Annotated in this window: 14 protein-coding genes, 1 tRNA gene and 2 pseudogenes; 8 read left to right on the top strand and 9 right to left on the bottom strand. The window is 68.8% G+C overall.

Annotation, left to right across the window (positions count from 1 at the left end):
* Positions 1 to 139: 139 nt before the first annotated feature.
* Together CCS38_RS32250 and CCS38_RS32255 are read left to right on the top strand one after the other, a co-directional pair.
* Positions 140 to 224 (top strand) — tRNA-Leu (locus CCS38_RS32250).
* A 124-nt stretch (positions 225 to 348) separates the two neighbouring features.
* The gene (locus CCS38_RS32255) at positions 349 to 654 is read left to right on the top strand and encodes a hypothetical protein (RefSeq protein WP_223736869.1); all 306 of its coding nucleotides are present in this window, start codon (positions 349 to 351) and stop codon (positions 652 to 654) included.
* A gap of 159 nt (positions 655 to 813) precedes the next feature.
* Here CCS38_RS32255 and CCS38_RS32260 read toward each other — a convergent pair whose 3' ends face one another.
* From CCS38_RS32260 to CCS38_RS32275, 4 genes and pseudogenes are all read right to left on the bottom strand, one after another.
* A complete protein-coding gene (locus tag CCS38_RS32260) occupies positions 814 to 1,863 on the bottom strand; it encodes a recombinase family protein (RefSeq protein WP_223736870.1) in 1,050 nt (349 codons plus the stop codon).
* 145 nt (positions 1,864 to 2,008) lie between these two features.
* Positions 2,009 to 2,524 (bottom strand): annotated as a pseudogene (locus CCS38_RS35800) (DNA methyltransferase); the annotation flags it as partial.
* A gap of 253 nt (positions 2,525 to 2,777) precedes the next feature.
* Positions 2,778 to 3,905 (bottom strand): aminotransferase, encoded by a 1,128-nt coding sequence (locus CCS38_RS32270; protein ID WP_223736871.1) that lies wholly within the window; start codon positions 3,903 to 3,905, stop codon positions 2,778 to 2,780.
* Complete coding sequence (locus tag CCS38_RS32275; RefSeq protein ID WP_223736872.1) at positions 3,905 to 4,684, bottom strand: ornithine cyclodeaminase family protein; 780 nt, start codon at positions 4,682 to 4,684, stop codon at positions 3,905 to 3,907. The genes CCS38_RS32270 and CCS38_RS32275 overlap by 1 nt, the downstream gene beginning before the upstream one ends.
* Positions 4,685 to 4,875: 191 nt before the next feature.
* Here CCS38_RS32275 and CCS38_RS32280 point away from each other — a divergent pair, with 191 nt between their 5' ends.
* Positions 4,876 to 5,448, top strand: a complete 573-nt coding sequence (locus tag CCS38_RS32280) for a helix-turn-helix domain-containing protein (RefSeq protein ID WP_223736873.1) — start codon at positions 4,876 to 4,878, stop codon at positions 5,446 to 5,448.
* Here the strand turns inward: CCS38_RS32280 and CCS38_RS32285 are convergent.
* Together CCS38_RS32285 and CCS38_RS32290 are read right to left on the bottom strand one after the other, a co-directional pair.
* Positions 5,435 to 5,863 (bottom strand): annotated as a pseudogene (locus CCS38_RS32285) (dihydropteroate synthase); the annotation flags it as partial. The gene CCS38_RS32280 and the pseudogene CCS38_RS32285 sit on opposite strands and share 14 nt — an antisense overlap.
* Positions 5,864 to 6,354: 491 nt before the next feature.
* On the bottom strand, positions 6,355 to 7,503 hold the full coding sequence (locus CCS38_RS32290; RefSeq protein WP_223736874.1) for an NAD(P)/FAD-dependent oxidoreductase: 1,149 nt from the start codon (positions 7,501 to 7,503) through the stop codon (positions 6,355 to 6,357).
* A 380-nt stretch (positions 7,504 to 7,883) separates the two neighbouring features.
* Here CCS38_RS32290 and CCS38_RS32295 point away from each other — a divergent pair, with 380 nt between their 5' ends.
* Positions 7,884 to 8,459 carry a helix-turn-helix transcriptional regulator gene (locus tag CCS38_RS32295; RefSeq protein WP_223736883.1) on the top strand — a complete coding sequence of 192 codons (576 nt, stop codon included), beginning with the start codon at positions 7,884 to 7,886 and terminating at the stop codon, positions 8,457 to 8,459.
* 12 nt (positions 8,460 to 8,471) lie between these two features.
* Here the strand turns inward: CCS38_RS32295 and CCS38_RS32300 are convergent, their stop codons facing one another.
* Positions 8,472 to 9,278 (bottom strand): thioesterase II family protein, encoded by an 807-nt coding sequence (locus tag CCS38_RS32300; RefSeq protein WP_223736875.1) that lies wholly within the window; start codon positions 9,276 to 9,278, stop codon positions 8,472 to 8,474.
* Positions 9,279 to 9,332: 54 nt separating this feature from the next.
* On the bottom strand, positions 9,333 to 11,093 hold the full coding sequence (locus CCS38_RS32305) for an AMP-binding protein (protein ID WP_223736876.1): 1,761 nt from the start codon (positions 11,091 to 11,093) through the stop codon (positions 9,333 to 9,335).
* A 142-nt stretch (positions 11,094 to 11,235) separates the two neighbouring features.
* Here CCS38_RS32305 and CCS38_RS32310 point away from each other — a divergent pair, with 142 nt between their 5' ends.
* From CCS38_RS32310 to CCS38_RS32320, 3 genes are all read left to right on the top strand, one after another.
* Positions 11,236 to 20,505 (top strand): non-ribosomal peptide synthetase, encoded by a 9,270-nt coding sequence (locus CCS38_RS32310; RefSeq protein ID WP_223736877.1) that lies wholly within the window; start codon positions 11,236 to 11,238, stop codon positions 20,503 to 20,505.
* Between the two features lie 110 nt (positions 20,506 to 20,615).
* Positions 20,616 to 20,993 (top strand): BlaI/MecI/CopY family transcriptional regulator, encoded by a 378-nt coding sequence (locus CCS38_RS32315; RefSeq protein WP_223736878.1) that lies wholly within the window; start codon positions 20,616 to 20,618, stop codon positions 20,991 to 20,993.
* Positions 20,990 to 21,925: a M56 family metallopeptidase gene (locus CCS38_RS32320; RefSeq protein WP_223736879.1), complete on the top strand. Its 936-nt coding sequence runs from the start codon at positions 20,990 to 20,992 to the stop codon at positions 21,923 to 21,925. Before CCS38_RS32315 ends, CCS38_RS32320 begins: the two co-directional genes overlap by 4 nt.
* 62 nt (positions 21,926 to 21,987) lie before the next feature.
* Here CCS38_RS32320 and CCS38_RS32325 read toward each other — a convergent pair whose 3' ends face one another.
* Entirely contained in the window at positions 21,988 to 24,279 is a 2,292-nt protein-coding gene (locus CCS38_RS32325) for an MMPL family transporter (protein ID WP_223736880.1), read from the bottom strand.
* Positions 24,280 to 24,346: 67 nt separating this feature from the next.
* Between CCS38_RS32325 and CCS38_RS32330 the strand changes: the two genes are divergently transcribed.
* Entirely contained in the window at positions 24,347 to 24,961 is a 615-nt protein-coding gene (locus CCS38_RS32330) for a TetR/AcrR family transcriptional regulator (RefSeq protein WP_223736881.1), read from the top strand.
* Positions 24,962 to 25,221: the final 260 nt, after the last annotated feature.

Raw genomic sequence — 25,221 nt, forward strand, 5'->3', positions numbered from 1 at the left:
CTCCCGCCCCTCCAGCCGGGCCGTCGCGCCGCACATAACCCTCGCTTATGTCTCCCCGCATCCGAGTGTGAAACCCACTCCGAAACCTTGGTATTGTTGTCCATGTCGCCGCGGGCAAGCCCCGCGCCGGCAACACCTAGTCCGGGTGGCGGAATGGCAGACGCGCTAGCTTGAGGTGCTAGTGCCCTTTATCGGGCGTGGGGGTTCAAGTCCCCCCTCGGACACACACCTTTCACCAACCAAGTGCTGGCCGGGAGCGATCCCGACCAGCACTTTGCGTTGCGCGTGGTGATATTCGAGCCGTAGGCCGAGCTCGGCGTAGAGCCGGGCCTTGTCGGGGTGCTCGGCATGCTGCAGCGCGTCGGCGATGTCTCCGGCGGCGTGGACGAGTCCGCTGATCTGGTCCCGGGTGATTCCGGGGTTCTTCTTCTCCTGCAGCCGGGCGGCGGCGGTCTTGCGGCGGGCCTCGGTCTCACTGATCCACTGGGCGACGGTGCCGGAATCGGCGGCACCGGAGTCGAGAAGATTGCGGTAGTTCGTGAGCTTGCGGTCACAGTCGCGGATGATCGCCTGGGTTTCCTCTGCGGGCTCGGGTGCGGTCAGGCGCTGCGCGGCGTGGAGCCGGTCGATGATGGCTTGGCGGTGCCCGGGTGAGAACTGTAGGGAGATCCACTCGTCGAGGGCAGGGAGGACATCTTTCTCGCGGAGGAAGATGTTGCGGGGGTGGGTGATCTTGTTGGTGAGGGCGTATTCCTCGGCGTAGCGGCAGTGGTAGTAGGGCTCGGCGCGGATGGCGTGGCTGATCATCGTGCGTCAGCACAGGGGGCAGTGGACGCGTCCGGCCAGGACGTAGGTGTGGAGCTTGGTGCGGCGTTCCTTGGGTCTCTTCCCACGGGTGCGGGAGGCGCGGATCTCGGTGGCGTGGAGGTAGCCCTCCATGGAGAGCAGCGGAGGATGGGCCGGGTGCTTGGACCAGATCCAGTCGTCGTTGCTGTTCCAGCGCAGGCGGGTCTGGTAGCCGAGGGCGACGTCCTCGACGTCGAGGAGGACCTCCTGTTTGTGCTGGCGGTTCCAGACCTGGTGGCCGGTGTAGCGGGCGTTGAGGAGGATTGCCCGCACGGTGTTCTTGGCCCAGGCTTCGCCGCTGCGGTGGGGGTTGCGTCCGGGGGCGTGCGCGGAGGGGCAGTGGATGTCGTCGCGGGTGAGCCCTTCGGCGATGGCGTAGTAGCCGCGGCCGCGCAGGTACTCGGCGAAGATGCAGCGGACGATGGGGGCGGTGGCGGGGTCGGGCTCCAGGCGGTGGAGGCGTTTGCCGTCGGCGGCCTTGGCCGGGTTGGGATGCGGCCCGGCGTCGGCGATCCGGTAGCCGTACGGCGGGCGCCCGCCGAGGAAACGGCCTTCGATCTGGGCCTGCGCGGCCGTGGCGGCGCGGACGCGGATTTTGATGCGGTTGCGTTCGCCCTTGCTCATGCCACCGGAGACGGACATGACCAGGTCGTGGGCCTCGCTGTCGGCGTTGATGGGCCCGACGACCTCGGGGACCCATAGTTCCACGCCGTAGTGGGTGAAGAGGGGGTGGGTGAGGCTGTATTGGTTGTCGTAGAAGACGCGTTGGGGTTCGCCGATGACGACGGCGGTGAAGCCGCGGTCGGGGTTCTTGAGGGCGTCGAGGAGGGCGGAGGCACGGGGGCGACGGCGCCAGGGCAGGGAGCGGCTGTGGCCGATGTCGAAGTACTCGGCGACGATTCGGCCGCCGACCGGCTCGATGAGGTATCTCGCCCTCGTCAGCTGCCAGTTGCGGGAGGCTTCGGGGACTTGCAGGTTCTCGGTCGAACAGCGGCCGGCGAACGCGAAAGCGGTCATGAGTCGGGCTTTCTGGCAGTGAGGGGCCGCTGCCCACCCGCTGGGAGAAAAGCGGGTGGGGATGAGCGCGTGGGTGTCCGGGGCAGTGTTTCGCCGTGGGTCGGACGTGGCGCCGGGGTGTCCTCGGCAGATTTGGGTGTGTTCGTCACGGAGAGCCGGGCCCGTGATCCGTGGACGCTGACAGGCGCGCACGGGCGTGCCGGAGGTACTTCTCGACGATGTCGATGCCGAGGTGTGCGCGGCCCAGGTGCAGGGCGGCAGCCCCTGTCGTACCGGTGCCGGAAAAGAGATCGGCGACAGTGCCGCCGGGGCGGCAGCCGGCGGAGATGCAGCGCAGCGGAAGGTCGATCGGGAATGCGGCGGTATGCGCGTGGCGGGTGGGGCGGGTGGCTATCTCCCATGCCGTGCCGGGGTTGCGGCCTTTGAGGTGTGCGGCCGTGTGGCGGCTTCCGGTGGGTTGGAGGCTGGGGCCAAGGGCCGCAGAGCGGCGGGTGGTTGGGGGCCAGGTGCCGCGGGCGGTGTTGGGTTTGCTCGCGGTGTGGTGCGCGCGTCGGGAGAGTGCGCGGTCGCCGGTGTAGGGCTGGCGGATCGGGTCCAGGTCGAAGCGGTACCGGGGTGTCTTGGTGAACAGGAAGAGGTGTTCGTGGCGGCGGGCGAGCCGGTCGCGGACGGACTGGGATCAGCGGCTTCGGCCTATCGGGAGTGCTGACTCCACTGATCGCGAGCGCCTCTTCCCTGGATCGGTGCTTGACAGTCTATGGCAAACCTCCTCATTAAAGACTCTGATCTGGGGATCTGGGAACTTCCCTTCAGTGGTGGCCGGTCGGTCCCCATGGTCTTGGTGGCGGTCGTTCGAGGCAACGGTCGGGGTGGGAACCCGCTGAGGAGTTCCCACCCCGAGGAGCTGCGAGTGGTTATGCCTGGGGGAGTTGTTCGAGGAACCGGCCGAGCAGGTGCAGGCCGGTGCGCAGGGTCTCGGTGTCGTCGGCGAAGCCGATGCGTACGGTGTGCTCGATGTCGAAGGCGGCGCCGGGGGTGAACATGACGCCGGTCTCCTTGAGCAGCCGGGTGCAGAACTCGTAGGAGCCGAGGGGGTAGTGGTAGCGGAGCAGTGCGGTGGTGCCGGAGGCCGGCTTCACGTAGGTGATGTCGTTGCGGCCGCTGACCCACTCGTCGAGGATCGCCAGGTTGGTGCGGGTGATCCGGTGGGAGCGGGCCAGTACCGCGTCCTTGTTCTCCAGTGCGACGCAGGCCAGCAGGTCGTCGATGCGTCCGACGCTGATGGTGGTGTAGTCGCGGTGGGTGGCGACGGCCTGCAGCAGGCCGGCCGGGCCGGTGATCCAGCCCAGCCGCAGCCCGGCCAGGGAGTACGGCTTGGACATGCTGCCGGTGGAGATGCCGCGCTCGTACAGGTCGGCGATCGAGGTGGTGAAACCGTCACCGTGCTGGTCCACGCCCCGGTAGACCTCGTCGCACAGTACCCACGCGCCGACGCGGCCGGCGATCTCGGCGATACGGGTCAGGCCGGCCTCGTCGATGAGGGCGCCGGTGGGGTTGTTGGGATTGTTGACCGCGATGAGCTTGGTGTCCGGGGTAACCAGGTGGTCGAGTTCGTCCGGATCGGGCAGCCAGCCGTTCTCCTCACGCAACGTCAGATGGTCGACGCGGGCGCCGTAGCTGTCCGGGATGGAGTAGTGCTGCTGGTAGGTGGGGACCACGGCCACGATGTGGTCGCCCGGCTCGACGAGGGTGGTGTGCACGAGTGCGTTGGCGCCGATCGCCCCATGGGTGATCAGTACATTGTTCGGGCCCTGGACCGTGTACAGGTCCGCCACCAGGGCGCGCAGGCGGGGGCTGCCCGGGATCGGTCCGTAGGTGAGCGGGGTGGCTGCCAGCTCGGCCAGTACCTCCTCGTGCCGGCCGGACAGCTTCAGCAGTTCACCGGTGGTGAGTGAGCGGACGCAGGTCTCGGCCAGGTTGTACCGGCAGGTCTCCTCGTACTCGTTCATCCACTGCTCGACCGCGAACTCACGGATCTTCATCAGGGCCGTCCCTCGGTGGTCTCGTTGTCGTACTGGTAGGCGGCCCAGGCGACGGCCGCGTCCTCGATGCCCAGTCCCACGGACCGGAAGTACACCGGGCGTTTCCCACTGGGGCGTGGGGTGCTGCCGGCGACCAGGCCGGTCAGGTCGCCGCGTACCGTGGCGGGATCCCAGCCGGTCGCGGCGGCCTGCACCAGTTCGGTGGCCACGTGGAGGGTGGTGCGTGCATCCACGTACACATCGAGGTCCGGCACCGCCGCGGGCGGGATCTCGCGTGCTCCGGGGGCGTTGGTCGAGATGGAGGTGGTGACCGTGCCCGCGGCCAGGGTGCGGGGGTCCACCACGTCGTCGGCTGCCGAGGTGCACAGCATCACCAGGTCCGCGCCCGTCACGGCTTCGCGGATGCCGGCGACGGCCTCGATGCCACTGTCCAGCTCCTCGGGCCGCGTGCGGGAGACCACGCGCACGGTCATGTCGGGGCGGACGTGCCGCAGGTAGCGGGCGTGCGCGCGGCCGATGCGGCCGTACCCGATGACGGCCGCGGTGCGGGCGTCGGGCGGCAGGAGGTGGTCGGCGGCGAGCACGGTGGTGGCCGCGGTGCGTTCCACGGTCAGGCCCGAGGCGTCCAGCAGTGCGACCGGCTGCCCGGTGGACAGGCTCATCAGCATCGTCCAGGCGGTGACCGTCGCCGGACCGGCCGCCTGCGGCAGGTACGGGGAGACCTTGAGCGCGTACACCCCGGCGCCGGGCAGCAACGGCCGGGTAGTGGATGACGTCACCGCCGTCGGGCAGGTCGACGACGAACTGGCCGGGGCCGCCGGCTCGCTATGGAAAGATCCCCGAACGCCTCGCGGAGGGCGGCCAACACGGCCTGCTCGGAGACATGGGCAGTGTGAATCACTCGCATGTTGAGCAATATATTGCTCATACGTCAAGGTGGCAAGTTTTTTTGTGCACTATAGTGCTCACCATGGGCAGTAAGGTCACCGTCGGCAGCAGTGCCACGCAGGAGTTCGTCACCCGCATCGGCGCGCGCATCCGGGCGCTGCGCAAGCAGCGTGGCTGGAGCGTGCAGCAGCTGGCCGAAGCCGGTGATCTCAGCCGGAGGATGCTCACCGATATCGAACTGGGGCAGGCCAACCCGAGCCTTGCCACCGTCGACCGCGTCGCACGGGCCCTCGACACCGACTTCGCCGCCCTTGCCCTGCCCGAGCGCGCGGCGGACGAGCAGGTCGAGGGAACGCTCGTGTGGGAGGCCCCCGACGGCAGCCAGGCCCTCCTCCTTGGCGCGACCGAGGACCCGCGAGCCGAACTGTGGCGTTGGACCCTGACCCCCGGCGGCCACTACGACGCAGAACCGGACCGGCGCGGCGCACAGGAGATCCATCACGTGCTCTCCGGACGCCTCACACTGGCACTGGAGGCCGGCCCCCGGGTGTTGGCACCCGGGGAGAGTGCTGTCATCGCCAGCGACCAGGAGTACGCGTACCGCAACGACGACGCCGAACCGGTCGTCTTCGTGCGAGTCGTCACCGGCGCCTGACATTCATCTGGAGCGGTCTGCCCTTGTCCGCTGCGCTTTCGACGGCTCGGGCCACCCGCACTGCGTCTGCCGTGGCGCGTACCTCGTGTACCCGTAAGGTCCAGACGCCGGAGTGGGCCGCGATCGCGGACACGGCGGCCGTTAGCGCGTCCCGCTCCCGCGTCGGCGGCGGGTTGCCCTCCGTGCCGGCGAGCACTCGGCCGAGGAACCGCTTGCGTGAGGCGGCCACGAGCAGCGGTCGGCCCAGGGCGCGAAGTCGGTGCAGTTGGGCCAGCAGCGCGACGTCGTGCTCGGGGTTCTTGGCGAAGCCCAGGCCCGGGTCGACGATGATCCGCTCCGGGTCGACGCCGCCGTGCCGCATCGTCTTCGCCGCACCCACCGATGACCGGCCCCGCATCGCCGCAGCCGAGTCCGCCGGCTTCCGGTACGTCGTCGACGTCGGCTTGGGCACCGACGAGCACACCCTGCTGGACTGGGAGCCGTCCTGGGTGACTCGCACCGACCCGGACCTGGATCGATCGGGTGCCAGGGTCTTGAGAGTCCACGGATGACGAGTGGTTGCGGCGCAGTGGCACCAACGGCTCTCTCCCTCGGGAGGCGTGGCCGTCGTCCCGTCGGCGTGCGAACACTCTCGTGCAGCACGATCTCGCCGCGGCCGCCTTCCATGAACTGCTCACCGAGGCCGCATACGTCGCCCGCGCCGACGCCGCAGTCGGCTTCGGGCCTGTGGTGCGAGACGACGTTGCCGGCCGTGCGCAGTGGCCCTGGCACTGGCCCCCGGTAGCGCTCCTTGGCGGTGCCGTGCATCCCGGGTGCTGATTCCGGGGTGCACGTACCGACAGGCACGGGGTCGACACCCGCAACGTTGCGGCTTCGGCGCGCTGTCCGTCGCCGAGGACGCCCCGGTTACATGAGGGGACGCGTGGCGCCGGGCGTAGTGCGGTAGCGCGTCAGGTACTTGGCGTCCATGCGGTAGCGCAGTCGCAATGGCCAGCTACCGCCGATGACGGGCTTGCGGTTGCGGACGAAGAGGGTTTGTCCGCCGACGTCGGGCATGGAGATCGCTGCCATGCGCGACACCTTGCGCCGGTCCAGTTCGACGGTCGGTTCGCCGCGCAGGGCCGCCACGACGTTGCGCGCCGCGGTCTCCGCCTGCAGGCGTGCCATGATCCATGTCTTGGGGAGGTCGGCACCCACGCCCTGTACGTCGCTGAAGTCGCCGGCGGCGAAGATGTTCCGGAAAGCGGGCACGGCGAGTGTGGCGTCCACCGTCAACATGCCGCGTGAGTCGAGGAGATGACTTGGCAGCCCGAGGTCGGGGCCGCGCAGTGGGCTGGTCACGGCGATGAGGTCGGCGTCGACAGTCCGGTCCGTGAGTACCAGCTCGCCGTCCGCGATCCGTTCGATGTCGGCGTGCCTGATGTGGTGGATGCCGAGCGTTGCCGCGCCCTGCAGGATGCGCTGGGCGGCGCGGGCGCCGAACTGCCGGTCCAGGGCGTCACCGTCCTCCACCACGGTGATCCGTACGCGGCCCCGGCCCTTCGCGCGCGCGGCGCGGGTCACCCACCCGGCGTATTCGAGCCCCGGGCCGATGCGTTCACCGGTGAGTACGAACAGCACGGTGGCATCGGGCAGTTCGTCCAGGCGGTCAATCAGTTCGCGTGCGTCGTCCGCGTCGCACGGGAAGATGGCGTGCTTTTCCGCGCCTGCTATGCGGGCCCGGTCGGCGGGCGCGCCCGGTGCGAGGATGAGCTGCTTGTACTCAATGACCGCGGACTCGGGGCCGGCGGTGATCTGCGAAGTGTCCGGGTCGACTTGAGTCACCTTGCCATGCACCAGCTCGAAGCCGTGCCGGTCGGCGATTTCGGACAGTGGAATGGTCATGTCCGCTGCGGAGACGGCATCGGCGGGAAGATACACCAGCCAGGGCCGGTAGGAGAGGTTCTGGTCCGGCGTGATCAGAGCAACGGTGCTGCCCGGTTTCTGCTCCCGGACAGCGACTGCCGCATCGACACCTGCGGCTCCGCCGCCCACGACTGCGACATCGACGTTCATCGGGACTTCCCCTCTTGCCTGCGACAACGACGGTTACACAACGTGAACTGGCTTGACACTAGAACTACTGCGCACCACAGTACATGGCATCGGTATGGAACATACCTACAGTCTCTGGGGGCTTGTTTTCGACTGGGGTGGCGGGGGCGCCCAGACGTCACTGGATCGTTCGCACTCACAACATCCGGATGCCATACGGGGGTTATTCGATGCTGAGCACGCACATGGCTGGGGCCGATTCGTCTGAATGTCCGAACGGAGAGGACTGTTCTCGCCCAAGAGGCAGACGGGACACCGTGCTCATCGAGCCACACTCCATGACGCGTCGGGGGCTGCAGCACTTGCTGGAGGAAGCACGACCCGGAGGCGTTTTGACCGCCGTGGCGACCCCGGAAGAGGTGCCCGAGCCGCAGCTCAGCCGCGCGTGCACAGTGCTGCTGTCCGTCCGCGCGCTCACCGAACGGGTGCGTTGCCTCCGGCCGCTCTGGTCGTGCTGCTGCACCCGGCTGGTGCTCCTCGCCGGGTCTCGCGACCGTGACCGGCTGGACCGCGACCGGCTGCACGTCGCCGCGGAACTCCCCATCGACGCGGTCCTCCGTGAGGAGGACCTGTCCGACGGCTCCTTCGCCGAGACGCTGGACGCGCTGGGGCGAGGGACGGTCTCGGTTTCCCGCAACACCATGCGCGAACTGTTCGCGCTTGCCGCGGATGCCGGACCGCAGGCCCATCAGCAGCGATTCCAGCTCACTGCCCGGGAGCTGACGGTGCTGGAACTGATGACGCACGGCCTGAGCAACCGGCAGATCGCCAAGTCCTTGGGCATCACCGAACACGGGGTGAAACGCCATGTCGCGAACATCCTGGTGAAGCTCGGCTGCCAGAACCGCACGATGGCGGTGGCCAGCGGTATCCGGCTCGGCCTGGTCAACCTGGAGTCCGTACCCAGCGCGATGTGACTGTTCCACGGTCTACTGGCCGGCGCGCTGTCCGCACAGGGCGTCGGCCAGGCGGCCGCCGAACCCCGCCGCATCGTCCAGGTGGAAGAAGTGCCCTCCGGGCAGCTCCGTCAGATGGAAGTCGGCACGGGTCTCCTCCTCCCATTTCCGCATGTCGGCCGCCGGTGCCTCGAAGTCCTCCGCACCGGCGAACACATGGAGAGGACAGCTCAGCTTGCGGCCTTCCTGGTACGCGTACGTCTCGAAGACGGAGAAGTCCGCTCGGAGCGTGGGCAGGAGGAGCGCCCTGAGCTCTCGGCTGTGCATCACCTCCTCGGGGATTCCGTTCAGCTGCGCCGCGCTCGCCCACAGCTCGTCGTCGCTCAACTCGCGTCGCTGCGGCAGCAGCTCGCGACCCGACGACCGGGGTGCCTGACAGCCGGAGATGACGACAGCCTCCGCGCGTATACCGAAACGGGCCTCCAGCACCCGCGCCAGCTCGAACGCGACGAAGCCGCCCATGCTGTGCCCCCACACCGCGAACCGGCCGCGCAGCTGCGGTATCAACCGAGGAATGAGAGCCCTGACTACATCGGTCACGTTTTCGAACGCCGGCTCGCCGATACGGGACTCACGGCCCGGCAGGTGGACGGGGCGCAGAGCCACCCGCGGGGCCAGCGGTCGGGCGAACGGGCGGTAGCTGCCCGGGCCCGCTCCGGCATGCGGTACGCACAGCAAGGTCAGGGCCTGTGCGGAGGCCGTCGGCGGTGGCGGGAGGAGCCACGCGGGCTCGCCGGCCGGTTTCACGTTCGAAGCGTTCAACGCGTTCATCACGGACATGACTGTTCTTTCCTCGATCCCCTTGATTTCGCCCCGGCGTCCCCTCGCTTTTCTTCAGTGCACGGTGTGGAGGACCTCGAGGGCACCTTGCTCGTACAGGGCTCGCGTGGCCCGCCGCTGCCGCTTGCCCGACGAGGTCTTCGGCAGGGTGCCGGGCTTGATGAAGACGACCTCGTGCGGCGCGTGCTCCGCAGACTGGCGCAGGCTCTCCATGACGCGTTCGCCCACGTCCTGGAGCACGCTGCCGGTGCCACGGCCCTCGGCCACCACCACCATGCGTTCCTGGCCCGGCAGGGAGAAGGCGACGACGTTTCCGGCCCGCACTCCCTGCACCCGCTCGGTGACCACTTCGTAGTCCTCCGGGTAGAGGTTGCGTCCGCCCGCGATAACCATGTCCTTGATGCGGCCGCAGATCACCAGCTCGCCGCTGTCGAGGAAACCGAGGTCGCCAGTGGCGAGGTACCCGTCCGGCAGCAGGTTGCCCGAGTCGACGTGCCCTCCCGCGCTCCAGTAACCAGGCGTCACACCAGGCCCCTTGACCAGGACCTCTCCGACAGCGCCGGCGGGCAGCAGAGACCCGTCCTCAGCCCGGATGATGACCTCTGTGCCGGGTACGGGCGTTCCGCAGCTCACCAAGGGGCGTGCCGGCCGAGCGTCGCCCGGACGGTTGGCCGCGTCGGGGGCGTCGAGCGGCTCGATCACCTGGGCGGGCGTCACATGGTTGCTCCCCGTCACTGCCAGCGTCGCTTCGGCCAGGCCATACATCGGGCACATGCTGGTGGGACCGAAGCCCACCTCGCCCAGGACGTACTGGGCGCCGGCGAGTACCACCGGGTCGATGGCCTCGGCCCCGTTGATGGCGACGCGCAGCTGCGACAGGTTGAGTGCCGCGGGCCGCAAGGACTGCACCTTCGCCGCGAGCCCGTAAGCGAAGTTGGGCGCGGCGGTGATCGTGCCGCCGTAGTCGCTGACGGTCCGCATCCAGCAGGCAGGCTGTTCCATGAACGTTTCCGTCGGCATCAGCACGATGTTGGTACCGCTGGCCGCCATGCCGGCGAGGGACACGATGCCCATGTCGTGGTACAGGGGCAGCCAGCTGACATAGACATCGCTCGCGCCGGAACCGGTGTGTGCGCGTGTTGCGGCGATGTTCGCGATGAGCTGGGCCTGCGTGACGGGTACCGCGCGCGACGCGGCCGTGGTGCCCGACGTGAATTGCAGTAGACCGATGCTGTCGGGAGACGGCATCGGCAGCGGCGCCGTGGTCCGCGAGGTGCCACTGCTGAGCTGCCGGAGGCTGATCGTACGAACGGCCAGTCGGCCGGCGAAGAGAGCGGCGTTGCTCTCCGTGGTGACGAGAAGTGCGGGCGCCGCGGCCTTCACCCGGCGCTGGATCTCCTCGACGAACGTCTCCGCGTCCGCCCGTCGGGGACGTGGCAGTACAACAGGAGCAGCACCGAGCCGCCAGATGCCGAACAGCGTGATGAGCAGATCCTTGGTCGTGGGCGCGAGCAAACACACCCGGTCACCTGCTGATACGCCCTGTGCCCGGAGAGACCTGGCTGCCGTCTCGGCCAGCTCCGCGAGCTCCCGGTAGCGCATACGAGTGGGGGCCAAGTCGCCGTCGAGGACGGTGAGTCCGGTGGACGGGCGGGCCGCCAGCAGGCTTTCCGGGATGGAGAGCCCACTGGCCTCCGGAGCGACAGACGACGGGTAACAGTCCTTGTCCGACGACACCACAACCTCCTCGATCGACAACCAACCGACTCCGACGCTAGGTCCGCCCCGTGCAGCCGGGATGCCGAGGACGATCACCTCGAAGGTCTACCTCCACAGGCCCGATGAGGTAGCCGATCGGGCACCCACGAAAGCTCTGTACCGACGGTGCTGCGCCCGAATGTCGCTTCCGGGGAGCGTCAGTCCCTGCACCCAGTGCTGCGACGTCGAGGAGAACCGCATGAACACCGCGCCCACGCCCGCCTCCGGCCACGGCCTCGCCGACCCCGGCTTCCCCGCGGCATTGCTGGCGGAGACGGACCGCGATGGGCGATGTCGCCTGCTCGCCGAGGCCGTACGGACATTCCTCGTCACCGCCGCCACTCTCGAACCCGACGCCGGCATCGACACGCCGGCCACACTCGAGTCGCTGACCGCGGTGGAACTCAACGCTGTCCTCGACGCGCGTTTCGGCATTGAGCTGGGCCTGTCGATGCTCCGCCACCCGGTGAGCGCCCGAGATCTCGCCGGGACCGCCCTCGGCCTCATGGACGAGGCGCCTCGCACGGAGCAGCGCGAAGGGCTCGTTCCTGATGTGGTGGGCCGGTGCGAGCCGTTCGCGCTGACGGATCTGCAACAGGCGTATCTGTTGGGACGGGGTGGTTTCTTCGCACTGGGGGATGTGCCGGCGGCGTTCTATGCCGAGATCGAGGCGGACGCGCTCGATGTCCCGGCCTTGGAGGCGGCTTGGGATGAGGTGGTGTCGCGGCACGGGATGCTGCGGACGGTATTCACGGACGACGGCCTGCAGCGGGTGCTGGAGGAGGTCCCCGGTTACCGGTTCGCGGTGCAGGACCTCCGCGGCCTCGAAGAGGAAGAGCGGCGCGGTCGGCTCGAAGGGCTGCGTGCGGAGATTTCCGGCCGGGTGCGGGAGCCGGGGGAGTGGCCGCTGTTCGAGATCGTCGTCAGCCGGGTCGAGGGGGAGCGTTGTGTTCTGCACTTCGCCATCGACCTCCTCATCGCCGACGCCCCGAGCATTCGCCGGATAGTCGGCGAATGGCTGACCCTCAACTCGGGCGGACACCTGGACCCGGCCCCAGAGGTGTCGTTCCGGGACTACGTGCGGGCGTTGGAGGGGGCGGAGGACTCCGCCGTTCACGCCGTGGCGCGGGAGTACTGGCTGGAGCGGCTGCCGGAGCTGCCGGCGGCACCGGAGCTGCCGTTGCGGGTGGCGGCGGAGTCGGTGACCTCCGCGAAGTTCTCGTCCCGGTCGTTCGGGCTGCGGGCCGAGCAGTGGGCGCGGCTGCGGCAGGCGGCGCTGCGCCATGGGCTGACGCCGTCGATGGTGCTGTGCTGGGCGTACGCGGCGACGCTGCGGGCGTGGTCGGCGACGGATGAGTTCACGCTGAATGTGACGGTGAACGACCGGCTGCCGGTGCATCGCGACATCGACCGCGTCGTCGGCGAATTCACCTCCCAGGTTCTGGTGGCCGTGGACGCGGATCCCGGCGCCCCGGCGTGTGACCAGGTAGCCGCTCTCCAGGACCGGTTCTGGGAAGGGTTCGAGCACCGTGCCTTCAGCGGAGTCCAGGTACTGCGGGAACTCGCCCGGAGCGGCGACGGCAGCCGCACCACCATGCCGTACGTGTTCGACGCCGTCCTCGGCCAGGACCTCGACGAGAACACGCCCGACTGGTTCCGTGGCCTTGCGCATGTCTCGGCCACAGCACCGCAGGTCGCCATCGAATGCCAGGTGTTCGAGCTGGGGGGCGAATTGCGGGTGCAGTGGGCCGTGGTGGAGGAACTGTTCCCCGACGGCTTGGTGGATGCGGCGTTCGGTGCGTTCACGGGCCTGGTGGAGCGGCTGGCCGATGATGAGGAGGTATGGGATGCGGCTGTGCAGGGGCTGGTGCCGCCTGCGGAGCTGGTAGCCCGTTCAGAGGCGAACGCGACGGTCGCCGCGGTGCCCGAGGGTCTGCTGCATGAGCTGGGCGGATACCTGGCTGAGCGCGGCGACGCCCCGGCGGTGATCGCTGCGGGCCGGACGCTCAGTTTTGGGGAGTGCGATCGGCTGGCGTCGCGGATCGGGCGGCGGCTGCGGGAGTTGGGGGCGTGTCCGAACGCACTGGTGGGTGTGGTGATGGACAAGGGCTGGGAGCAGCCGGTCGCCGCACTGGGCGTGTTGTATTCGGGAGCGGCCTATCTGCCGGTGGATGCCGCGTGGCCGGTCGAGCGGGTGCGGCGGATTCTGGAGCGCGGTGGTTGCCGGATCGTGCTGACCCAGTCCCACCTGGTGGAGGAGGTCGAGTGGCCGGCCGGGGTCACCGTGCTGGCCGTGGATGATTCTTCGGTGTGGTCGTCGGTGGATGACAGCCCGCTGGAGGCGGCGGCAAGTCCCGAGGACCTGGCGTACGTGATCTTCACGTCGGGCTCGACAGGCGAGCCGAAGGGCGTGATGATCGACCACCGCGGTGCGGTCAACACTGTGGCGGACATCAATGCGCGCTTCGGGGTCGGAACCTCTGACCGGGTGCTGGGGCTGTCGTCCCTGAGCTTCGACCTGTCGGTGTGGGACATCTTCGGGATGTTCGCGGCGGGCGGCGCGCTGGTGGTGCCCGAGCCGGAGGCGCACCGTGATCCGGCAGTGTGGCTGGAGCTGGTGCGCGAGTACGAGGTGACGGTGTGGAATTCGGTGCCGGCGCTGATGGAGATGTTCACCGATCACGCGGCCGCCAACGGCGAGGCAGTCGAGGGACTGCAGCTGGTGCTGCTGAGTGGCGACTGGATCCCGCTGTCCCTGCCCGGACGCATCCGGGACACCGCGCCCGACGCCTCGGTCATCAGCCTGGGTGGCGCGACGGAGGCGTCGATCTGGTCGATCCACCATCCGATCGGGGAGGTGGACCCGGGCTGGCGGAGCATTCCCTACGGTCGTCCGCTGGCGAATCAGTACTTTGCGGTGCTGGACGGGAGGCTGGAGCCGGCCCCGACGTGGGTGCCCGGCGAGCTGTTCAGCGGTGGTATCGGCGTGGCACGCGGATATTGGGGCGACGCGGAGAAGACCGCCGAGCGGTTCATTACCCACCCCGTCACCGGTGAGCGGTTGTACCGGACCGGGGATCTGGGCCGGTACCTCCCGGACGGCAACATCGAGTTCCTCGGCCGCAACGACCACCAGGTGAAGATCAACGGTTACCGCATCGAGCTCGGGGAGATCGAGGCGCAACTGAACGCGCATCCGGCTGTCAAGGATGCCATCGTCACCGCCGGCCACAATCAGCTGACCGCCTACCTCACCACCGCCCCCCACACCACCGGCAGCCAGCAGGACGACACTCGCGTCACCGAATGGCAGAACGTCTTCGACGCCATGCGCACCGAAATCGGTGCCGTCGGCGACGCCTTCGACACCACCGGCTGGACGAGCACGTACACAGGCCGGCCCATCCCCAACGAGGCCATGCGCCTGTGGGTCGAAGAAACCGTGGACCGCATACTCGAATGCGCGCCGAGCCACGTGCTGGAGATCGGCTGCGGCACCGGCCTGCTGGCCACGCGCCTCGCCCCGCACGCCCGGTACACCGGTATCGATGTCTCCGCCGAAACCCTGAAAACTCTGCAGACATACTTCGACGCCCGTCCGCAACAGGCGGAGAACGTGCGACTGCGGCACGCCGAGGCCCGCGACCTGTCCGGCATCGAGGACAGCAGCGTCGACTGCGTGGTCCTCAACTCGGTTATCCAGTACTTCCCGAGCGGCGACTACCTGCTGGAGGTACTGGAAGAAGCCGCCCGCGTCCTGGCCCCCGGCGGGACGCTCTTCGTGGGCGACGTCCGTGACCTCCGCCTGCTGCACGCCTTCCACACCTCCGTCGAGATGTACCGGGCTGCCCCCGCCGACAGCGTCGACGACGTGGCCGAGCGGATTGCCCAGCGAGCACTCCACGAGCGAGAACTGGCCGTTGCGCCGGACCTGTTCACAGAGCTGGGCGGGCTCGGATTCTCCTCCGTCAGCCTGCGTCCCAAGACCGGCGACCCGTGCACGGAAATGGCGGACTACCGCTACGACGCCATCCTGCGCAAAGCAACCGCGGCCGAGCGCCAGGAACCGGACGCCGGAGCCGTTCTGGAAGTGGCGGCCGAGAAGCCTCTCGACGACCTTCGGGCGGCCCTGCGCGAAGCGGCTGACTCCGGCATGGCGACGGTCGTCCTGCATGGCGTCCGCAATCCGCGCCTCGCCTCTGACCTGCGCGCGGCTGAGGTGCTCGACGCCGGCACCGCATCGACGTGCGAGGAAGTGGCGACCGTAGCGCGTACGGAAGGAGTGCGCGCCGACGACGTACGGGCCATCGCCGCCGACTCCGGGTGGCGACTCGAGGCGTGTCTCACCGAGGCACCCGACACGGCCGACCTCGTTTTCCGACGTACCGCCGGCACCTCGGACCGACTCGGCCGGGAGTGCACCGACAACACCGACCTGCGCTCGGGCATCGCGAAACTGGTGAACCGGCCGGCCGCGCCGCAACACACCACCGAGCTGATCGCTTCCGTACGACAGCACCTCGCTGCCGTCCTCCCCGGCTATATGCTGCCGCGCCACTACCTGGTCCTCGAACAGTTCCCGCTCTCCGCCAACGGAAAGGTCGACCGCGGTCGGCTGCCTTCCCCGGAGCTGCAGTCGGACGAAGCGGTGGAAGGCGACGACTCCGCCCCGCGCAATCTGCGCGAAGAACAGCTCACCGCCATCTGGTGCGAAGTTCTCGGACGGCACGGCGTCGGCATCCACACCGACTTCTTCCACGCAGGAGGCGACAGCCTCCTCGCCGCCCGCACGGCTGCCGTCGCCTCCGGGCAGGGCCTGCCCCTCACCGTGGGCGACATCCTCACCCACCCCACCATCGCGGAGCAGGCGCAGATACTGGCCGACCGAGCGCACACCGGGAGCGGCGAGGAAGAAGCAGCGCTGCCCGTGGCCGTCCCCGATGCGGCGGGGCGGTACGAGCCGTTCGCGCTGACGGATCTGCAGCAGGCGTATCTGTTGGGGCGGAGTGGTTTCTTCGCGCTGGGGGATGTGCCGGCGGCGTTCTACGCGGAGATCGAGACGGACGCGACAGACACGTCGACGCTGGAAGCGGCGTGGAATGCTGTCGTTTCCCGGCACGGGATGCTGCGGACCGTCTTCACCGACGACGGCCGGCAGCGGGTGCTGGAGGAGGTACCGGCCTACCGGTTCGCGATCCACGAGCTGCGCGGTCCGGAAGAGGAAGAACGTCGCGAGCGGCTGGCGGCGGTTCGCGCGGAGATCTCCGGTCGCGTGCGCGAGCCCGGAACATGGCCACTGTTCGAGATCGCTGTGAGCAGGGTCGATGGGGAGCGTTGCGTTCTGCACGTCGCCATCGACCTGCTCATCGCCGACGGGGCCGCACTCGGTCGCATCGTTCACGAGTGGAGCACCTTCTACCGGGCACCGGAAGCCGAAATGCCGCTCCCCGAAGTGTCGTTCCGGGACTATGTACGGGCACTGGAAGGACTGGAGGACTCCGCTGCCTGTACTGCGGCGCGGAAGTACTGGCTGGAGCGGTTGCCGGAGCTGCCGGCCGCGCCGGAGCTGCCGCTGCGGGTGGCAGCGGAGTCGGTGACCTCCGCGAAGTTCTCGTCCCGGTCCTTCGGGCTGAGGCCGGAGCAGTGGGCACGGCTGCGGCAGCAGGCACTGCGGCACGGACTGACGCCCTCGATGGTGCTCTGCTGGGCGTATGCCGCGACCCTGCAGACGTGGTCGGCGAGCGACGCATTCACACTCAATGTGACGGTGAACGACCGACTCCCGGTACACCCCGACATCGACCGTGTCGTCGGCGAATTCACCTCCGTCATCCTCCTGGCCGCCGATACGGACCCCACGGCGACCGTTCGCGAGCAGACGCATGCCTTGCAGAACCGGTTCTGGGAAGCGTTCGCGCACCGCGCGTTCAGCGGTGTCCAGGTGCTGCGCGAACTCGCCCGCACCGATGCCGGCGCACCCACGACCATGCCGGTCGTCTTCACCAGTGCGCTGGGTGCGGGCGAGACGAGCCTGGGACAGGCGGCCACCGCGCTCGGTGAGCTGACGTACACCATTACGCAGACGCCCCAGGTCTACTTGGACTGCCAGGTGTTCGAGCTGGGCGGCGCACTGCGTGTCCAGTGGGCTGTAGTGGAGGAACTGTTCCCTGAGGGACTGGTGGACAGTGCGTTCGCGGCGTTCACGGGGCTGGTGGAGCGGCTGGCGGACGACGAGCAGGTGTGGGATTCGGCTTCGCCCGGACTCGTACCGGCATCGGACCTGGTGGCGCGCTCGGAGGTGAATGCCACCGCCGCGACCCTTCCGCAGGGTCTGCTGCACGAGCTGGGCGGATACCTGGCTGAGCGCGGCGACGCCCCGGCAGTGATCACCCCGGACCGCACACTCAGGTACGCAGACTGCGACCGAATGGCGTCGCGGATCGGGCGGCGGTTGCGGGAGTTGGGGGCGTGTCCGAACGCACTGGTGGGTGTGGTGATGGACAAGGGCTGGGAGCAGCCGGTCGCCGCACTGGGCGTGTTGTATTCGGGAGCGGCCTATCTGCCGGTGGATGCGGGATGGCCGGTCGAGCGGGTGCGGCGGATTCTGGAGCGCGGTGGTTGCCGGATCGTGCTGTCCCAGTCCCACCTCGTGGAGGAGGTCGAGTGGCCGGCCGGGGTCACCGTGCTGGCCGTGGACGATTCCTCGGTGTGGTCGTCGGTGGATGACAGCCCGCTGGAGGCGGTGGCAAGTCCCGAGGATCTGGCGTACGTGATCTTCACGTCGGGCTCGACGGGCGAGCCCAAGGGCGTGATGATCGACCACCGCGGTGCGGCCAACACGATCACCGACATCAACAGCCGCTTCGGAGTAACTGCCTCTGACCGGGTGCTGGCACTATCGTCCCTGAGCTTCGACCTGTCGGTGTGGGACATCTTCGGCATGTTCGCCGTCGGTGGTGCGGTCGTGCTGCCGGGGCCGGACGCCCACCGCGACCCCGCTATCTGGCTGGAGACAGCCCGCGAACAGGGCGTATCGGTGTGGAATTCGGTGCCGGCGCTGATGGAGATGTTCACCGATTACGCGGCCGCCAACGGTGAGACCGTCGAGAGGCTCCGGCTGGTCCTCCTCAGCGGCGACTGGATACCGCTCTCTCTGCCCGGACGCATCCAGGACACCGCACCCAACGCCCACGTACTGAGCCTGGGCGGTGCCACGGAGGCATCGATCTGGTCGATCCACCACCCGATCCAGGAAGTCGATCCGGGCTGGCGGAGCATTCCCTACGGCCGTCCGCTGGCGAATCAGTCCTTTGCGGTGCTGGACGGCAGGCTGGAGGCTGCCCCGACGTGGGTGCCTGGTGAGCTGTACATCGGCGGTACCGGCGTGGCACGCGGGTATTGGGGCGATGCGGAGAAGACTGCCGAGCGGTTCATCACCCACCCCATGACCGGTGAGCGCCTGTACCGGACCGGGGATCTGGGCCGGTACCTCCCGGACGGCAACATCGAGTTCCTCGGCCGCAACGACCACCAGGTGAAGATCAACGGTTACCGCATCGAGCTCGGGGAGATCGAGGCCCACCTCAATGCCCACCCGGCGGTCAAGGACGCCATCGTCACCGCCCACCACAACCAGCTCACCGCCTACCTCACCACCGCCCCCCACACCACCGACGGTTCCGAGACGCTCACCGCGTCGCTGCAGGAGCACCTCGCAGCCCGGCTGCCGGACTACATGTTGCCGCGCGCCTTCGTGACGCTCGACGCGCTGCCGCTCACGGCCAACGGCAAGATCGACCGCAGTGCTCTTCCCGCGCCACAGCCGCTGGTCTCCACGGCGATCACCGACGAGCGCGAGGACAGTGGCGACTCGCCACGCAACGACATCGAGCGTCGGCTCAAGGACATCTGGACGGAGGTACTCCCCACCGACACGGTCGGCATCCACGATGTCTTCGGGGAACTGGGCGGCGACTCACTGCTCGCACTCAGGGTCATCAGCAAGGCTGCCGAGGCGGGGCTCGCCCTGACCCCCCGGCAGTTCTTCGAGAACCCGACGATCGCCGGGCTGGCCCGGGTCGCCACGCTGGCGGCTCCCAGCACTTCGGCTGCTCCGGCCGACGTAACGGGCCCTGCACCCCTGCTTCCCGCCCAGGCGATGCTGCTGTCCGGGCTGAGCGAAGAGGCCGCCCGGCATCACAACTACGCCCTGTTCTTCGAGCTGGCCGAGCCCATGGACAAGGTGGCGCTGAGAGTCGCGCTGCGCACCGTGATCGCTCGCCATGACGCGCTGCGTACCGGCTTCACGCTCCAGCGCGAGGGGCGGCAGCAGGAGGTACACCCTGCCAAGGAGCTTTCCACCGCTCCTTTGGAGTGGCTCGACCTGGCCGACCTCCCCGCCGAGGAGCAGGACCGCACGATCGAAGAACGTGCAGCACAGGCCCAGCGGAGCTTCGATCTGACCGAGCCGCCGCTCCTGCGTGTCCTGTACTTCGACCGCGGAGGGAACCGCCGGCCCGAACTCCTCTTGATCGCGCACTGGCTGGTCGTGGACAACTTCTCGCTGCGGCTCGTGCTCGACGAGCTCCTCACCGCGCATGACCAGATCGTTGAGGAGGGAGAGGCCGTACTCCCGCCGGTGTCCCTGCCCGCGGCCGAATGGGCCCGCCGGCTGGCCGGACACAGCTCGCCTCCGGAAGGAGGTCCGACCGCAGCGGCACGCAGAGCGCCCGAGAGTACGGCCGGCGAGGCGGAAACCCTCATCGAAGTCGTGGGCTCCGCAACCGTCGACCGGCTGCGCGCCCACGCGCAGGGGACCGCAACGATGGGCGATGTCCTGTTGGCGGCGCTCGCCCGTGCCGCGCAGGCGTGCGGACTCGGCGATGCCATCGATGTGGAGGTCGACGGGCACGGCCGTGCTGCCGCCCTGCCCTCGGATGCCGCCATCGACCTCTCGCGTACGGTCGGCAGGCTCTCGGTCCGCTATCCGCTCCGGGTACCGGCGGTTGCGGACGACCAACGGGGGACCGAGGCCGTGGTGGCAGCGCGCTCCGCCCAGCCCAATGGCGGCCTCGACCACGCCCTGGCGGCGTACGGTACGACGGCGCACCTGCACGGAGGAGCAAATGGTGCCGACTTCGCGTTCAACTACCTCGGAGCCGTCGATGAGTTGTACTCGCACCCCCGCCTGGCACCGTCCGCCCATCGGCCCGGACCGCTGCTGCACCCTGAAACACCGCTGCGGCACCGGTTCGAGCTCCTCTGCGGCACCGTCGACGGCGCGCTGCTGGTAGGCATCACGTCCGCAGGCGCTGAGCGTACGGAGGCAGCCCGGTTGCTCAGTGGCTTTGTGTCCGAGCTGGGAGCGACCGACGGAGACGAGCCGCCCGCCGGGCAGCCGACGGACAGCCGAGGTACGGCCCTCGCGGAGTCCTTCCGCCACTGGCTGTCTCCCGGGACAGTCGGGTAACCGACCGTGCAGCTCTACTGTGGCGTTCCTGGTGATTTCCAGGAACGCCACAGTGGGTCGGGCGCCGGCAGGCACCGGTACCATGCCGGTGAATCGAGCGGAGGCGCAGCGTGTGGAACCTGGGGTCACTGGAAGCCGAGGTGATGGAGCGGCTGTGGGCCGCCGACCGGCCGCTGCCTGTCCGTGAGGTGGTGGACGCGATGAACGCGGAACGTCCCGCGGCCCTGGCGTACACCACCGTCATGTCGACGATGGCCAAGCTCAACAGGAAGGGCTGGCTCGACCGTACCCGGCAGGGCAAGCAGTACCTGTACAGACCGCGCGAGACCCGAGAGGCATGCACCGCCCGGCTGATGGCGGAAGCCCTCAGCGGCAGCGATGACCCGGAATCGGTGATGCTCCACTTCGTCGAGCGCGTCGCCGCCAGCGAGTCCCCGGACCTGCAGTCCGCCATCCGCCGTGCTCTCGGCGACGAGGACGGGGCATGACGGGCACGGCCTTCCAGGCGGCGTACCTGTTGGTGGTGGCGGTCCTCGCACCGCCGCTGCTCGCCCGCGCGCGCTGGCCGGTCCGCGCTCCGCGGCTGGCCATCGGCCTGTGGCTCGGCCTGATCGCCTCTGCTTTGACCGTGCTGGTCCTCTTAGGGTTCGGGCTGGCGTGCACCGCTGTGCATACGCTGGTCCGGGAGTGCTGCGTACGGTGGATCGCTCATCCCTCTTCGGGCAGCCCGACGCTGCTGCTCACCGGTGCGGGGATCGCGATCGCCGTTGTGGTGCCGCTGCGCGTGGGCACCGTTCTGTTGCGCAACCACCTCCGCTGGCGCCGTCGTCAGCAGAACCACGTCGCAGCGGTTGATCTTTTGGGGCGCCGGGTCGGCTTGCGCGACACCTCTGCCGTCGCCATTGAGCACGCGTGCCCGGCGGCGTACTGCGTGGCGGCCCACGGCGGGCGCATCGTCCTGACGACGGCAGCCTTGAAGATGCTGTCGCCGGCCGAGTTGGCCGCAGTGGTGGAACACGAGCGGGCGCACCTCCGCGGCTGCCACCACATCATCACGTGCTTTACCGTCTCCGTCGCTCGTGCGCTGCCGCACGTGCCGCTCTTCTCGGCGGCCGAGCGCGCCGTGGCCCGCCTCGTGGAAATGGCGGCGGATGACGCCGCCGCACGCCGGGTCCGGGCCGACGTACTGGCTCGCGGACTCGCGCGGCTGGCCGCGGGCCGAGTGGAAAACGCTGTTGTGACCGCTGCAGGAGCCCTGCACGCGTCGGGTGGGGACATCGCCGAGCGCATCAACCGACTTCTCGACTCGGGCTCCGGGGCCTGTACCAGGTCCGCGTACGGAGCCGGAGCCTGTTGGATGCTCGGACTGCTGGTGACTCCGCCGGCCGTATTCGCCGCCACGGCAAGCTTCTGGTGCTGATCGCGGCCGTAACGCAACGAGAAGGCCGGCCCTTCCCGGGGCCGGCCTTCTTGCTCACTGATTCACCGCGTCGCGTGCTGTGATGTCTCACGAACCACAGGGCTGTCGAGAGCAGCGGAGGACGCGGACGCCGTCTCCCGCTCGTCGTCGTCCGCCGGGCCGTGGCTGAAGCCGATCTTGTCGTGCAGGCGCCGCAGCGGCCCGGGAGCCCACCAGTTCGCACGGCCCGCCAGGCGCATGAACGCGGGAACCAGCAGACCCCGGATGACGACCGCGTCCATCAGGATGGCGAGAGCGGTGCCCAGGCCCAGCATCTTGACGTGCGTAACGCCGGCGCTGACGAGTGCCACGAAGAAGATGGCAAGCAGGGCCGCCGCCGCGGTGATGAGACGGCCGGTGCTCTCCAACCCCCGTGCCACCGCAGCCTGGTTGTCGCCGCTGCGGTCGTACTCCTCCTTGATGCGGGAGAGGAGGAAGACCTCGTAGTCCATCGACAGGCCGAAGATGACGCAGAACATCAGAATCGGCATGGTGACGTCGACGTAGCCGGTGACGGTGAAGTCACCCGTGAGCCACTGCAGGTTGCCGTCCTGGAAGACGAACACCATGGCGCCGTACGTCGCCGTGAGGCTGAGCAGGTTCAGCACGATGGCCTTGAGCGGCATGATCACACTGCCCGTGAACAGGAACAGCAGGGTGAAGGTCAGCACCGCGATGATCAGCACGGCCCAGGGCAGGGCGGACCAGAGACTGTCCAGGGTGTCGGCATAGGTGGCCGCCGTGCCCGCCACCAGTGCATCGGTACCGGCGGGCGGCTGTACGTCGCGTACCTTGCCCACCAGGTCCTTGCCGGCCTCCGAATAGCCTTCCACGTCGGTGGTCAGCGCCAGCCAGGCGCCGTCCGATTCCGTGAACGTCTGCTGTGCACCTGGCGCGGGCGGCGCGACGGGCTTCCCGTCCTGGTAGCTGCCGGTGGCGGTGTCCACCCGCTCGATGTCCGACACCTCGGACAGGGCCGTGGCGTAATCGGTCAGTTCCCTGTCGGACGGCCGGTCGTCGGGGAGGACGACCCTCAGATCCCGTCCGGTGGGCGTGGAGAACTCCGTACGCACGGCCTCGCCCACCTGGGAGGCAGCCAGGTCCTTCGGCAGCGCGCGGTCGTCGGGCAGCCCGAACGACGCCTTGGTGAAGGGCATGACCACGAGTGCCAGCACCACGAGGACGACCGTGAGCACTGGCAGCGGGCGCCGCATGACACCCGTGGCGAGACGGTGCCAGAAGCCCTCCTCGGGGAGCTTTTCCTTCTTCGGCCCCCGGCGGAACTTCGCCATCAGGTCGAACTTGTCGATCCGGCTGCCCAGCGCGGCGAGCAGGGCCGGCAGCAGTACCAGCGCACCCAGCGTCGCGAACAGCACCACACCGATGCCCGCGTAGGCGAAGGAGCGCAGGAAGTACAGGGGGAAGACCAGGAGTGCGGCGAGGGAAAGCAGCACGGTGACGGCGGAGAAGACAACGGTCCGCCCCGCCGTGCGAAGGGCCGTGCGCAGCGCTGTGGCGGTCTCGGCCCCCTTCTTCAACTCCTCGCGGTACCGGCTGATGAGGAAGAGCGAGTAGTCGATGGCCAGCCCCAGGCCGAGCGCCGTGGAGAGGTTGGCCGCGAAGATCGATACGTCCGTCACCTCGTTGAGCAGCCGCAGCACGGCGAGCGAGCCGAGGACGGAGAAACCGGCCACCACGAGGGGCATGAGCGCGGCCATCCCCGAACCGAAGACCAGCACGAGCAGCACGACGGTGATGGGTATCGCGATGCCTTCGGCCCGGGCGAGGTCGGTGGTGATGCGCTCCGAGCCCTGGCGGTTGAACTCCGCGCGGCCACCCGACTTCACCGTGAGCACGCCCTGCTCGCCGGTGACGCGGGGGGCGATGCGCTTCGCCGTCTTCAGCGCCTCGTCGTCGTCCCCGCTGAGCCGGGCGAGGATGAGGGCCGATCGCCCGTCCTCGGACCGCAGCGCGTCAGCTGCCGGGCCGCCGGCCCAGTAGGAGGAGACCTCGGCAACGCCCTCCTGGTCGGTGAGCTTACGGGTGAGGTCGCGGCCGGCAGCCTCGGCCCGGCTGCTGTCGACCTGTCCCGGTGCCCGCGCCACGAGGATGAAGTTCGGCTCGCCTGTGTCGAAGCGCTCGCGCAACACCTCCTTGGCGACCGACGACTCCGCGCTCGGGTCCTCGAAACCGCCTGCCGAGAGCACCTTCATGGCCGGCGCGGCAATCGCGGCGGCGATGGCGAACCCCAGCACGGCGATCACAAAGACGAGGCGCCGCCGACGCATGGCCAGCGACGCGATACGGGCAAACATTTAACCCCCCGAAGGTTCCATTCTCAGAGATGGCAACATACTGCGAGTATGTAATAACCTGACGGTCATGACTGTCAAGACGCGTCGCCAGGAGTACGTGGAGGCCACCCGTGAAGCGCTGCTGGATTCGGCAGCGCGACTGTTCACGGAGCAGGGCTTCGCCCATACGTCGTTGGATGAGGTCGCGGCTTCGGCACGCGTGACCAAGGGAGCGCTCTACCACCACTTCTCCAGCAAGCAAGCGCTCTTCGAGCACGTACTGGAGGGCGTCAATGAGCGGATCGCCGAGACCGTGATGAGCGCGGGCGCGCACGGAGACGAGCCGTGGGGACGCATGATCAGCGGCCTGAACGCCTTCCTCGACGCCTGCCTGGACGACGAATACCAGCGCATCTGCCTTCAGCAGGGTCCTGCGGTGCTCGGCTGGGAGCGGTGCCGCGAGGTCGAGGCGCGGATGATGGGGCTGCTCGAGTCCATGCTCACCGAGCTCTCGGGCAGCGGGGCACGGCTCACTCCGAGCCCACTGCTGACCCGCGTCCTGTTCAGGATGATCAGCGAAACGGCGCTGGCCATTGGCGAGGCGGAGGACAAGCAGGCCGCGAGGGCGGAGGCGGGGGAGCTGGTGACGGGTTTGCTGTCCTCCGTTGTGCCGGGTGCTCCCGCGGCGGGCGGCGCCTCGTAAGCACGCTTCGGAGCCGGAGCCGGAGCCGGTGCAGGAGAGTCACTCATGCAGTGAGAGGCATGAGTGGCGACTCCCGCGCGCGGCGTGACCGACGGTGGCCTGTTTCCGGCCGGTTCCGGAACTTCGATGCCGGCGCTGTGGGGTACGAGTGCCTCGTTCCTCTGAAGTAAGTGCCCCAATGGGTACTTCACGGGACCTCTGCTCTTCCGTGCCGCCCGCCCACCGGCGACCGGGGGGGGGGTGACTCGGACGGCAGGGGC

Source organism: Streptomyces purpurogeneiscleroticus, assembly GCF_020024005.1.
GTDB lineage: Bacteria > Actinomycetota > Actinomycetes > Streptomycetales > Streptomycetaceae > Streptomyces > Streptomyces purpurogeneiscleroticus.

Bases quoted from the DNA above. Each gene is read 5' to 3' on its own strand.
- CCS38_RS32255 (WP_223736869.1), top strand. From the start codon at position 349: ATGCTGCAGCGCGTCGGCGATGTCTCCGGCGGCGTGGACGAGTCCGCT.
- CCS38_RS32260 (WP_223736870.1), bottom strand. From the start codon at position 1,863: ATGACCGCTTTCGCGTTCGCCGGCCGCTGTTCGACCGAGAACCTGCAA.
- CCS38_RS32270 (WP_223736871.1), bottom strand. From the start codon at position 3,905: ATGAAGATCCGTGAGTTCGCGGTCGAGCAGTGGATGAACGAGTACGAG.
- CCS38_RS32280 (WP_223736873.1), top strand. From the start codon at position 4,876: ATGGGCAGTAAGGTCACCGTCGGCAGCAGTGCCACGCAGGAGTTCGTC.
- CCS38_RS32290 (WP_223736874.1), bottom strand. From the start codon at position 7,503: ATGAACGTCGATGTCGCAGTCGTGGGCGGCGGAGCCGCAGGTGTCGAT.
- CCS38_RS32300 (WP_223736875.1), bottom strand. From the start codon at position 9,278: ATGTCCGTGATGAACGCGTTGAACGCTTCGAACGTGAAACCGGCCGGC.
- CCS38_RS32310 (WP_223736877.1), top strand. From the start codon at position 11,236: ATGAACACCGCGCCCACGCCCGCCTCCGGCCACGGCCTCGCCGACCCC.
- CCS38_RS32320 (WP_223736879.1), top strand. From the start codon at position 20,990: ATGACGGGCACGGCCTTCCAGGCGGCGTACCTGTTGGTGGTGGCGGTC.
- CCS38_RS32325 (WP_223736880.1), bottom strand. From the start codon at position 24,279: ATGTTTGCCCGTATCGCGTCGCTGGCCATGCGTCGGCGGCGCCTCGTC.
- CCS38_RS32330 (WP_223736881.1), top strand. From the start codon at position 24,347: ATGACTGTCAAGACGCGTCGCCAGGAGTACGTGGAGGCCACCCGTGAA.